The sequence below is a fragment of the Glutamicibacter sp. BS14 genome, from assembly GCF_056934375.1.
In genome coordinates, this window is the sequence record NZ_CM167801.1 from 532,794 (window position 1) to 544,827 (window position 12,034).

Consider the following 12,034-nt stretch of genomic DNA (forward strand, 5'->3'; position numbering starts at 1 on the left):
TTCTTCCCTTACAAGTCAAAAAAGTCTTCGGTGGATATCTGTGGTGGCGGCGGCCGGCTAGATATCCAGGAAGCGCACGTCCTTGGCGTTCTGCTGGATGAAGTTACGGCGGGACTCGACGTCCTCGCCCATCAGCACGGAGAACACCTCGTCCGCGGCGGCCGCGTCATCCATGGTGACCTGGCGCAGCGTACGGTGCTCCGGATCCATGGTGGTGTCCCACAGTTCCGAGTAGTCCATCTCGCCCAGGCCCTTGTAGCGCTGGATGCCGTTGTCCTTGGGCAGGCGCTTGTTGGCGGCCTGGCCGGCAAGCAGCTCCTGGTCGCGTTCCTTGTCGGTGAACACGTAGTCATGCGGCGCATTGGACCACTTGATGCGGTACAGCGGCGGGGCTGCCAGGTAGACGTAGCCGTGCTCGATCAGCGGGCGCATGAAGCGGAAGATCAAGGTCAGCAGCAGCGTGGTGATGTGCTGGCCGTCCACGTCGGCATCGGCCATCAGCACGATCTTGTGGTAGCGCAGCTTGGCCATGTCGAACTCTTCGCCGATGCCGGTGCCGAAGGCGGTGATCATCGCCTGCACTTCGGCATTGCCCAGCGCGCGGTCCAGGCGGGCACGTTCCACGTTCAGGATCTTGCCGCGCAGCGGCAGGATGGCCTGGGTGTGCGGGTCGCGTCCGCGCTTGGCGGAGCCGCCTGCGGAGTCGCCCTCCACGATGAACACTTCGCACTCGGCAGGGTTCTTCGAGGAGCAGTCCGAGAGCTTGCCCGGCATGCCGAAGGATTCCATCGGCGACTTGCGGCGGGCGTTGTCGCGGGCCTTGCGGGCGGCCATGCGGGCCTGCGAAGCCAGTTGGGCCTTGCGGATGATGTCGCGGGCCACGTTCGGGTTGCGCTCGAACCAGTCGCCCAGTTCCTCGTTGACCACGCCCTGGACGAAGCCTCGGGCCATCGAGTTGCCCAGCTTGGTCTTGGTCTGGCCCTCGAACTGGGGCTCGGAGAGCTTGACCGAAATCACGGCGGTCAACCCTTCGCGGGCGTCCTCGCCGGTGAGGTTGTCGTCCTTTTCGCGCAGGATCTTGTTATCGCGTGCGTAGCGGTTGAGCAGGCCGGTCAGGGCCGCGCGGAAGCCCTCTTCGTGGGTGCCGCCTTCATGGGTGTTGATGGTGTTCGCGTAGGTGTGCACGGATTCGGCGTAGGCGCTGGTCCACTGCATCGCGATTTCCAGGCTGATGCCGCGGGCAGCATCTTCGGATTCGAAGGCGATGACCTCGTCGTGGACCAGTTCGATCTTCTTGGCGGCGTTCAGGTGCTTGACGTAGTCCAGCAGGCCGTCCTTGTACAGGTAGTCCACCGTGCGCGGCTTGACTACCTGGTTCTCGATTTCCTCCTCGACCTCGGCCTCGGGCTCTTCGTTGTCCTGCACTCGCTCATCGGTGAGGGTGATGCGCAGGCCCTTGTTCAGGAAGGCCATCTGCTGGAAACGGGCGCGAAGCGTCTCGAAATCGAATTCGGTGGTCTCGAAGATTTCCGGATCCGGGTAGAAGGTCTGGCTGGTGCCGGTCAGCTCGGTTTCTTCGCCCTTGGTCAGCTCCTGGACGGTGTGGCCGCCGTTGCCGAAGCCGATGCGCCACGCATGGCCCTGGCGGCGCACGATGGTGTCGACCTTCTCGGACAGGGCGTTCACCACGGAGATGCCCACACCGTGCAGGCCGCCGGAGACCGCGTAGCCGCCGCCGCCGAACTTGCCGCCTGCGTGCAGGATGGTCATGACAACCTCTACGGTTGGCTTGCCCTCGGTTGGGTGGATGTCTACTGGGATGCCGCGGCCGTTATCTTCACAGCGCACGCCGCCATCGGCCTGCAGCGTGACGTTGATGGTGTCGCAGTAGCCAGCCAGCGCCTCATCGACGGAGTTGTCGACGACTTCGTAGACCAAGTGGTGCAGGCCTCGAGGGCCGGTGGAACCGATGTACATGCCCGGGCGTTTGCGTACCGCTTCGAGTCCTTCGAGGACGGTAATATCCTGGGCGCCGTAAGTGTGTTCGACTTTGGAAGTCATCGATTCCGCGGGGGCTTGGCTTTCAGCCGGTTCCTGCGGTGAAGCATTTTCGGTAGACACGGGTGCTACGAACTCCTCGGATTTGGCGCGCGATTGCCCGCTGCGATGGATTCAGCGCGTCAGGCAATCATGGTCTGGAGGGACACCGCCGCCGGGCAAGCCCGCAGCGGAGTCATTTCACTACCTCTAATTCTACCGCGTAGACCAAAATAAACGGTGACTTTGAGGCCTAAATCGCCCACCAAAAGCTGCTAATTGACGTTCTGAGGCAGTTGGGGCGATCAAGTGTGGGGGGATCCACCCTCCGGGTCCGTGAGTGCGCCATATGCCGTGCCAGCAATTTCTACCCGTATGTGTCGCGTGGACCCCGGCCGGCCACCGAACGCATGCCATGGCGCCAGGAGGGAGCATTAGGCCCGAGCACCTTGATCACGGTGACGATCCCGGGACCCAACTCGGCATCGAATTTCTTCAGAATATCGTGGCTGAGCAGGCGCATTTGCGCAGCTCTCGCTGTTGTATCGCAGCGCATCACCACCACCGTGTCTTCAAAGGATTCCGGCTTGCAGTGCTTCGCGTTCTCCACGCCAATGATGTCGGGCCAGCGGCCGAGTACCGATCCGACCGCGACCTGGGTGTTCCAGCCGCGGGACTTGGACAAGCGGGAGACTACTTCGCCGATGGCGCGCGGATCGCGGATCGCCCCCTCGGCGGATTCCGGCTTTTCAGCGGCGAATCCGCGGCGGGAGGCTTTTCGCTTGCGCACTTTGTCCATGCGCGCCGCATCTATGCGCTTCTCGCCACGTTCTTCGGCGAGCTTCCGCATGCGGTTGAGCAGTGCTTTGGCCGCATCGATCTCTGGATCGAAGCGGTGTTCATCCCGTTCTGATGGCTCATGCATCGACAACCTGGCCAGGGGAGACCTGGAAGAAATGTCCCTTCAGTGCTTCTGGAACATCTTCGACAACGGCGGCGGTCACCAGAACCTGCTCGGCTCCGGCAACGATATGCGCCAAACGATCACGACGGGTGGTGTCCAGTTCGGCAAAGACATCATCAAGGATCAGGATGGGTCCGGAACCTGGGCGCGGATCGTCATCGCCGAAAACACGGTAGGCGGCAAGGCGCAGGGCCAGGGCAAAGGACCAGGTTTCCCCGTGCGAGGCATAGCCCTTGGCAGGGGTCGGTCCCAGGATCAGGGTCAGATCGTCCCGGTGCGGTCCAAAGAGCGAAATTCCGCGGTCGACTTCCCGACTGCGATTAACTTCAATGGCGTTCAGCAGCAGTTCCTGGATTTCTTCTTGGTCCAAGGATTCAAGGTCCTCTGCCGGAAGGCTGTTTTCATCGAGTTCGCCCTCGAGCGAGGACCGGTAGACGGCGCGCGCTTCCTTCGCGCCATCGGCCAAATCCGCGTAGGCGGCCTGCATGTACGGGCGAATCAAGGCCAGGACGTCAAGGCGTCCGCGGATCAATCGAGCGCCCGTCAAGGCCAACTGCAGATCCCAGGCCTTGAGGGTGTTTTCCTGCGAGGTGCTCAGCTTGGACTTGCCGCGGATGGATTTGAGCAGGGCATTGCGTTGCTTCACGATGCGGTCGTAGTCGTTCTTGGTGCCGGCTTCTACCGGGCGCAGGGCTACCAGGAGCTCGTCCAAGAACTTGCGGCGGTTGGACGGGTCGCCCTTGATCAGCGCCATGTCCTCCGGGGCGAAGAGCACGGTGCGCACCATGCCCAGGATCTCCCGAGCGCGAACCGGGTTGGCCCGGTTGATGCGGGCACGATTGATCTTGCCACTGGTGATTTCGACCTCGATCACTGTGGTTTGCGGGCCGCGATGCACGGTGCCGCGGATCAGCGCGCGCTCAGAACCGAAATGCAGCAAAGGGGCGTCATTGCTCACGCGATGCGAAGAGAGATTGGCCAAATAGCCAACGGACTCAACGATATTGGTTTTGCCGACGCCGTTGGGGCCGATCAGAACGTTGATCCCAGGGGCCAGGTGCACGTCGGCCTGCGCATACGAGCGGAAGCCCGTGAGTGAAAGCTGCGAGATATACACCGAGGTCCTGACAGAAAGAAGGTGGTGGATGGCTTTAGCCATCCACCACGAAATTGGCTTAGTTCGAGTTGGGCAACCGAACCGGCATCACGAGGTAGCGATACTGGTCCTGGTCATCCTCATCCAGCTTCTTCTGGCCGGTCAGCATGGCCGGCTTGGGCGCACTGGTGAAGGAGAAGCGCACGAAATCGGTATTGAAGGAGTTCAGGCCTTCGGACAAGAAGGTCGGGTTGAAGGCAACGACGATGTCTTCGCCGCGAAGAGACGCAACAATAGCTTCTTCAGCCTGCGCGTCTTCGCCGGTGCCAGCATCCAAGGTCAGCTGGCCATCGGTAAAAGCCATGCGAACTGGGGTATTGCGTTCGGCAACCACCGATACACGACGAACAGCTTCCATCAGCTCGCTGGTGCGAACGGTGGCATGGATTGGGGTGTCGCTTGGGAACAGCGAGCGGATCTTCGGGTATTCGCCATTGATCAGCAGCGAAGTGGTCCGGCGGTTGGAGCTTTCGAAGCCAACCATTTCTCCGTTCTCGCTCATTGCAAGCTTCAGCTCGCCAGAGCTCGAGAGAGTCTTGGCAACTTCGTTGAGGGTCTTGGCTTTGATCAGGAAGGAGGTCGAGATTTCTGCCTGGTTCGGAGTCCAATTGAGTTCACGCAGAGCCAGACGGTAGCGGTCCGTGGCCAAGAATGTGATCAGGTCATTTTCAATTTCAACCTTGATGCCGGTGAGAACTGGCAAGGTGTCGTCCTTGGACGCCGCAACGATAACCTGCGATACAGCTTCGGAGAATGCTTGGCCATCGATAGTGCCGGCGATAGCTGGAAGTTCAGGCAGGGTTGGGTATTCATCAACTGGCATGGTGGCCAGGTGGAATCGTGAACGGCCACAGGTCAGCGAGATCTTCGAGCCTTCGGTCTCCAAGGTGACCGTCGAGTTAGGCAGCGATCGGGTGATCTCAGCCAAGAGCTTGCCGGAAACCAAGATCGAACCCTGCTCAGAAATGTCCGCGGGAATCTCAATATGCGAGGAAATCTCATAGTCGAATCCCTCGAGCCGAACCAGGCCTTCATGGGTGGTGATGAGAATGCCAGCCAAAACAGGTGATGGTGGTCGCTGTGCCAGGGACCGGGCAGTCCAGGATACGGCGTCTGCCAATACATCCTTTTCAACGCTGAACTTCACGAAAAATCCGCCTTTCGGAACCCATAAGTCTTAAGTCAGGCCAAGAAGGTTGTTCCCTCGCCAAGTTCTTAAGCATAGAGCAGGTAATTGCACGTTTTATCCATCTAATCTTGCCACGCCCTGATAGCGCAACGTCTGCTCAATGAACGAAGTGTGGACGATGCAACAAAAAATTGTTCTGCACAGGATTTGGCTCGAGGGTGTGGAGTGGACTCGTTATTTGGATGATTAAGGGTTTAAAGGAGAAGTGTTAATAACCCTTGTGGATACTGTGGATAAGGCCTGTAACCCCAGACCCGCCCACGATTGTGCATGTGAACAATCTGTGGTTGAACATGAGACTCAGTTCCATCATCCTGTTGATACTCAGTTCCATGATTTTTAACGTCCACATGGTTTGCGCACTTATCCGCAGGTCGTCACCAAATCATCCACAGTCTTATCCACACCTGTGATTTCTCGCCGCTAGTGCTCCCGCTGGCTCTGCTTAATCCGGTTGGTTAGCTCGGTGACCTGATTAAAGATCGCTCGACGCTCGGCCATGAGCTCACGGATCTTACGATCCGCGTGAATCACGGTGGTGTGGTCGCGGCCGCCAAGTTCTGCACCAATCTTCGGCAGCGACATGTCGGTAAGCTCACGCAGCAAGTACATGGCGATCTGGCGCGCGGTGACCAAAGTACGAGTTCGCGACTTGCTGTTCAGCTCATCAATACTCAGTCCGAAGTACTCTGCGGTCTGCTTGATGATGGTCGACGGCGTGATTTCCTGGGCCCCGTCTTCGCTGATCAAGTCCTTGAGCACGGTTTCGGCCAATGCAAGGTCCACGGGCTGGTTATTCAGCGACGCGAAAGCGGTGACACGGATCAAAGCACCTTCGAGTTCCCGGATATTCGTGGAAATACGCGAAGCAATGTACTCCATGACATCACTTGGAGCTGAAAGATTTTCGGCGTCGGCCTTCTTACGCAAAATCGCAATACGCGTCTCCAGCTCTGGTGGCTGAATATCGGTCAGCAGGCCCCACTCGAAGCGCGAACGCATCCGGTCTTCGAATCCCTGCAGCTGCTTGGGAGGCAGATCAGAGGTGATGACAACCTGCTTGTTGTGGTTGTGCAGCGCATTGAAGGTATGGAAGAACTCTTCCTGGGTAGCGTCCTTGTTGGCCAAGAACTGAATGTCGTCAATGAGCAGAATGTCGACGTTGCGGTAAGTCTGCTTGAAACTTGCGCCCTCGTCGTCGCGGATCGAGTTGATGAAATCATTGGTGAACTCTTCGGAGTTCACGTAGCGCACGCGGATGCCCTTGTAGAGATGGCGTGCGTAGTGGCCAATGGCATGCAGCAAGTGAGTCTTGCCCAGACCTGAATCACCATAGATGAACAGCGGGTTGTAGGCCTTGGCCGGCGCTTCGGCAACAGCAACGGCTGCGGCGTGGGCAAAGCGGTTCGATGAGCCGATCACGAAGGTGTCGAAAATGTACTTCGGGTTCAGCCGGCCGAACTCCTGCGAATTCGATGGGGGAGTTGGCTGCGGTGCTGGCTGGGGGCGCGGACCAGGAGTCTCAACGACTGCTGGAGCTGACGGCGCGGCGGCTTTGGCTTCAGGCTCATCTTCTTCGAGCTCATCCGAGAGCGAGAGATCAACGCTGACGGCGCAACGGATCTCGTCCTGGAAGACTTCTCGCAGTGCTTCATCCAGCGGCTCGCGCAGCTGAGTCTGCAGAATATCGCGGGTGAGGTCATTGGGTACCGCAACTAAGAGCGTCGTACCGATTAGTCCCTGAGGTTTAGCCAGCGATACGAAGGCACGGTAACGCGCCTTGACGCGATCATCATCCTCGATCTTCCGGATGACTTGGCGCCAAGAGCTACCAATGCTATTGGTTTCGTCGCTGCTCACTAAGGGCGCCCCGCTTCCGTTTAAATGCAATCTTGGTCACAAGAATCCTGTTTCCAGGCTTCTAAAACGTCGTTTTCTGGACCACGTCTGCATTGATTCTATCCATCATCCACACAGTTATGCACAGCTCCGTGGAAAAACCGGGTGTTATTACTGTGGAAAACGGGTTTTCCCTTGAAATCAAGCGTTTTTCGCTGCGAGATGACTAGCTGCTTTGCGGAAAACTGTGAATTTTCTTTCGTTATGCACAGCCTTAATCCACAAGTTTGGGGTAGATTATTCACAGGCCGACTCTCGAAGCGGGGAGCATGGGCAGAACTCGTGCGCCAATTTGACCTTGCGCGCATAGTTTTCTATTGTTATTCAGTCCTATGCGCATCTTTTTGCGACTTGCTCATTTTTGGAAGAGCCCGCGAAAAAAGCGCATTTTATAAAAAGCACGAGCGTCATCCTGTTGTTATCCAGCTAGCTAGTAACGGGTAGTACGCATCATCTAAAACGTTTTGGAGTGTCACCGTGAGCAAGCGGACTTTTCAGCCTAACAACCGTCGTCGTTCGAAGAAGCATGGCTTCCGCCTTCGTATGCGTACCCGTGCAGGTCGTGCCATCCTTTCGGCACGTCGCGGCAAGGGTCGCACCGAGCTGTCCGCATAAATTTGCGAAACAGCTCTTGGCAGCATGACTTCAACGAGCTCAGCTAAAGAGCAACCCGAAGCCGATGTTGCCTAAGAATCAGCGACTGCGCCTAGCGCAAGACCTTACAGCCACTGTACGTTCCGGCGTCCGAAGCGGACGCCGGAACGTCGTGCTATATGCACGGCACCGAGAAACCGAAGAGTTCCTTGGTGACAGGTTTGGATTCATTGTTTCCAAGGCTGTAGGTATTGCCGTTAAAAGGAATCTCACCAAACGACGAATGCGGGAAATCGCCCACGAGCTGCGGCGCGTGGACGGCGACGTCGATTTCGTCTTCCGTGCACTTCCTGGCGCCGCCGAACTCTCTTGGGAAGAACTCAACTCCCAGGTCAATTCAGCCTTCTCCGCTGTTTTGCGCAAGATTGAGGCGCGCTGATGCGTAAGGACTTAGCTCCGCGTACCGGTTTGCTGTGGTTCATCATCGATATCCCACGCAACATCGTTATCGGGCTGCTCAAGACTTACCGAAAACTCATCTCGCCACTATATGGCGATGTATGCCGATACTTTCCTAGCTGTTCTGCCTATGGGCTCGAAGCAGTGACTCAGCACGGCGTTGTCAAAGGCGCCGGATTGACCACTTGGCGGATTCTCCGATGCAATCCGTGGTCCCACGGAGGCGTCGACCACGTTCCTGAGGGACCGAGGATTTGGCCAGAAGGCAAACTGCCGAGGATCATAGTTCTGAATCATCCTGTGATTCCCGACGATGAAGACGCCGCGGAAAGCGGCCGCAAGGAGCTCGACCACTGATGAACAACTTCCTAGACACGATACTGACTCCGTTTACGTACGTAGTCTCGTGGGTTCTGTGGGCATTCCACGAACTGTTCACCGCGATTGGAATGAACGGGGATTCGGGTGTTACCTGGACCTTGTCGATCATCTTCCTCGTGCTGCTGATCCGTACTTTGCTGATCCCAGTGTTCGTCAAGCAGATCAAGTCCCAGCGCGCGATGCAGGCACTGCAGCCTGATCTGCGCAAGCTGCAGGCCAAGTACAAGGGCAAGACCGACCAGATGTCGCGCCAGGCTATGGTTCAGGAGCAGCAGGCGCTGTTCAAGAAGCATAAGACCAACCCGCTGTCTTCCTGCTTGCCCCTGCTCGTGCAGATGCCGTTCTTCTTCGCGCTGTTCCGCGTTCTGAACGAAGCCTCCCGCGCCAGCGATGATGGACGTTCGATCGGCGCTCTGTCCGCTGAGCACATCCGCAGCTTCGACAATTCCTCGATCCTGGGCGCTCCGCTGTCCGAGACCTTCTTGGGCACCATCAATTCCGGTGCCATCAACTGGGCAGTGATCATCGTTGCGGTGGTCATGATCCTTGCAATGACCGCATCGCAGTTCTTCACCCAGCGACAGCTGATGACCAAGAACATGAGCAAGGAGGCCCTCGAGGGCCCGTTCATGCAGCAGCAGAAGATGATGCTGTACATCCTGCCCCTGGTCTTCGGTATCGGTGGTATCAACTTCCCAATCGGTGTGCTGATTTACTGGACCGCTTCGAACCTGTGGACCCTGGGCCAGCAGTTCTGGGTTATCCGCAACAACCCGACCCCTGGTTCGGAAGCAGAGCGCGAACTTAACGCTCGCCGCGCCGCCAAGGGCCTGCCTCCAGTAGGCGTGAAGAAGGAAGACGCTGATGCCGCTGCCACCGCCGCGGCAGAGCAGCAGGCCAAGGGCCAGCGTGAACAGCCGCAGCGCAAGAACCGTCGAAAGAAGAAGTAGCCATGACTGCAACTGAGAACATCGACGCACCAGAACTGGAAAACCAGATCGAAGACGACCAGGAAGTTCTGGACGAGGGCGACGTCGCCGCCGACTACCTCGAAGAGCTTCTGGACATTGCAGATCTGGACGGCGATATCGACATCGAGATCCGCGGTGGCCGCACCTACATCTCGATCCTTGCTGAGGACGCAGACGCCTCGTTGGAGAGCCTCGTAGGCAAGGATGGAGAAGTCCTCGATGCCCTCCAGGAACTCACCCGGCTGGCAGTGCTCACTGCTACCGGTGAGCGTTCGCGCTTGATCCTGGATATTGCCGGCTACCGCGCAGAGCGCGCAGAACTGCTCCGCAAGATCGCTGAAGATGCTATTGCGTCGGTACGCGAAACCGGCGAGAAGACCCACTTGGATCCAATGAGCGCCTACGAGCGCAAGCTCGTGCACGACGTGATCGCCGATGCAGGACTGCACTCGGAATCCGAGGGTGAATCGACCCGACGCCATATCGTTATTTCGGTACTGGACAGCTAAGAACCATCACGCGAGAGCGTGCTGATCGACCTAAGGACCAACGACCATGACTGAGGACCTCAGCCTTACTGCAGAAGAGACCCTGGCTGCCGAGAAGATCTTCGGTGACCGCCTGGATCTTGCCAAGCGCTATGTGGAGCATCTGGCAACCTCGGGCATTGAGCGCGGGCTTCTTGGCCCACGGGAAGTACCCCGTCTGTGGTCCCGTCACGTGCTCAACTGCGCCGTGATCGAAGAGGTCATGGAGAAGGACGCCGAGGTAGCCGACGTAGGCTCCGGTGCTGGCCTTCCAGGGCTCTGCTTGGCAATTGCCCGCGCGGACCTCAAATTGACGCTTATTGAGCCTCTGGAGCGCCGTTGCATCTGGCTCTCCGAGGTTATCGATGATCTGGGTCTGGACAACGTCACCGTGATGCGTGGCCGTGCAGAGCAGATGGTCGACGTCGTCAACGCACGCTATGTCACGGCCCGTGCCGTATCTGCTCTGACCAACTTGGCTGGACTGACTATTCCATTGCTACACGGACAGGGCGAGCTCATCGCCATCAAGGGCCGCTCCGCTGTCGAAGAGATCGCTAAGGCTACCAAGGCGATCCGCAAGCTTGGCGGCAGGGAAACCGAAGTGCTCACTGTGGGCGAAAGCATCCTTGCAGAGCCAACCACGGTGGTTCGCATCAAGGTTGGCTAAGGTTGACGCGATAGTCTGTTAAATAGTTATAGAAGCGAAATGGCTTTCATCCTCATAGTTTTCGAGGATGAAGCCATTTCGCAATCTGCATGACTTGTTTTGAATGTTTCACGTGAAACATTATCGGTGCACGCCATGAGCATTAGGTGCATCAATTCACGAGGAGGAGTTTTACCTTTGTCTAAGACTAAGGATTCATCGGATAGCGCGTTTGATTTCAACGACTCGTCCTCGCCTTTGGCTACTCAGATAGCTAGTGAACATCGTCGTCGCGAAGCTTTGGAGGCCCGCAAGGTGCCAATGCCTGAGAAGACCCGCTATTTCACCATTTCCAACCAGAAGGGTGGCGTAGGCAAGACGACGACCACGGTCAACCTTGCCGCCGCCCTAGCCAAGGGCGGGCTAAACGTCCTGGTCATTGATATCGACCCGCAGGGCAACGCTTCTACCGCGCTGGGCATTGAACACCACGCTGAAGTAGACAGCATTTATGACGTGTTAATCAATGATCTTCCATTGGCTGACGTAGTAGCTACATGCCCAGAGTTGCCAACCCTGCAGGTCGCTCCTGCAACCATTCACCTGGCAGGCGCTGAAATCGAGTTGGTTTCATTAGTAGCCCGCGAACAGCGCCTGCAGCGCGCCCTGGATGACTACGCGCGTACCCGCCAGCGCAAGGGGCTGCCTCGCTTGGACTACGTCTTCATCGACTGCCCGCCAAGCCTAGGCCTGCTGACCGTTAACGCCTTCGTTGCCGCTCGTGAAGTTCTCATCCCAATCCAGTGCGAGTACTATGCGCTCGAGGGCCTGAGCCAGCTACTGAAGAACATTGAAATGATCCAGAAGCATTTGAACTCCAAGCTGACGGTTTCGACGATACTGCTGACCATGTACGACGGTCGCACGAATTTGGCCGCGCAGGTCGCCAACGAAGTCCGTGAGCACTTCCCAGAGCAGGTGCTCAAGGCCGTCATCCCTCGTTCGGTACGAATCTCTGAAGCGCCGAGCTACCAGCAGACCGTCATTACTTATGATCCAAATTCGACTGGTGCATTGTCGTACTCCGAAGCAGCCGTAGAGATGGCTGAACGAGGCGCGTAAGACCTTATAAATACGTTTCACGCTGGAAAAGATCATCCCCTTAGATTTTCGTTTGTTTTTCCAGATCTATCTGATGCGGATGCGAG

The 12,034-nt window shown here is 57.6% G+C and carries 12 protein-coding genes; 7 read left to right on the forward strand and 5 right to left on the reverse strand.

Annotated elements, in window-relative coordinates; genetic code table 11:
- Positions 1-57: 57 nt before the first annotated feature.
- From gyrB to dnaA, 5 genes are all read right to left on the reverse strand, one after another.
- The gene (gene gyrB, locus AC1Z36_RS02590; RefSeq protein WP_219844139.1) at positions 58-2,061 is read right to left on the reverse strand and encodes a DNA topoisomerase (ATP-hydrolyzing) subunit B; all 2,004 of its coding nucleotides are present in this window, start codon (positions 2,059-2,061) and stop codon (positions 58-60) included.
- A gap of 343 nt (positions 2,062-2,404) precedes the next feature.
- Positions 2,405-2,962 (reverse strand): DciA family protein, encoded by a 558-nt coding sequence (locus AC1Z36_RS02595; protein WP_402735397.1) that lies wholly within the window; start codon positions 2,960-2,962, stop codon positions 2,405-2,407.
- Positions 2,955-4,118 (reverse strand): DNA replication/repair protein RecF, encoded by a 1,164-nt coding sequence (gene recF / locus AC1Z36_RS02600; protein WP_105658691.1) that lies wholly within the window; start codon positions 4,116-4,118, stop codon positions 2,955-2,957. The genes AC1Z36_RS02595 and recF overlap by 8 nt, the downstream gene beginning before the upstream one ends.
- Before the next feature lie 58 nt (positions 4,119-4,176).
- Positions 4,177-5,304, reverse strand: coding sequence for a DNA polymerase III subunit beta (dnaN, locus tag AC1Z36_RS02605; protein WP_105658692.1), 1,128 nt, complete (start codon positions 5,302-5,304; stop codon positions 4,177-4,179).
- Positions 5,305-5,769: 465 nt separating this feature from the next.
- The gene (gene dnaA / locus AC1Z36_RS02610) at positions 5,770-7,206 is read right to left on the reverse strand and encodes a chromosomal replication initiator protein DnaA (protein WP_105658693.1); all 1,437 of its coding nucleotides are present in this window, start codon (positions 7,204-7,206) and stop codon (positions 5,770-5,772) included.
- A gap of 516 nt (positions 7,207-7,722) precedes the next feature.
- Between dnaA and rpmH the strand changes: the two genes are divergently transcribed.
- From rpmH to AC1Z36_RS02645, 7 genes are all read left to right on the forward strand, one after another.
- Positions 7,723-7,860: a 50S ribosomal protein L34 gene (gene rpmH, locus AC1Z36_RS02615; RefSeq protein WP_075972541.1), complete on the forward strand. Its 138-nt coding sequence runs from the start codon at positions 7,723-7,725 to the stop codon at positions 7,858-7,860.
- A gap of 64 nt (positions 7,861-7,924) precedes the next feature.
- Positions 7,925-8,278: a ribonuclease P protein component gene (gene rnpA / locus AC1Z36_RS02620; RefSeq protein ID WP_105658694.1), complete on the forward strand. Its 354-nt coding sequence runs from the start codon at positions 7,925-7,927 to the stop codon at positions 8,276-8,278.
- Positions 8,278-8,655, forward strand: coding sequence for a membrane protein insertion efficiency factor YidD (gene yidD / locus AC1Z36_RS02625; RefSeq protein WP_105662201.1), 378 nt, complete (start codon positions 8,278-8,280; stop codon positions 8,653-8,655). The genes rnpA and yidD overlap by 1 nt, the downstream gene beginning before the upstream one ends.
- Positions 8,655-9,629, forward strand: coding sequence for a membrane protein insertase YidC (gene yidC, locus AC1Z36_RS02630; protein ID WP_483561626.1), 975 nt, complete (start codon positions 8,655-8,657; stop codon positions 9,627-9,629). The genes yidD and yidC overlap by 1 nt, the downstream gene beginning before the upstream one ends.
- A gap of 2 nt (positions 9,630-9,631) precedes the next feature.
- The gene (locus AC1Z36_RS02635) at positions 9,632-10,159 is read left to right on the forward strand and encodes a Jag family protein (protein WP_133833763.1); all 528 of its coding nucleotides are present in this window, start codon (positions 9,632-9,634) and stop codon (positions 10,157-10,159) included.
- Between the two features lie 46 nt (positions 10,160-10,205).
- Entirely contained in the window at positions 10,206-10,847 is a 642-nt protein-coding gene (gene rsmG / locus AC1Z36_RS02640; RefSeq protein WP_105662203.1) for a 16S rRNA (guanine(527)-N(7))-methyltransferase RsmG, read from the forward strand.
- 177 nt (positions 10,848-11,024) lie between these two features.
- The gene (locus AC1Z36_RS02645; protein ID WP_402735399.1) at positions 11,025-11,948 is read left to right on the forward strand and encodes a ParA family protein; all 924 of its coding nucleotides are present in this window, start codon (positions 11,025-11,027) and stop codon (positions 11,946-11,948) included.
- Positions 11,949-12,034: the final 86 nt, after the last annotated feature.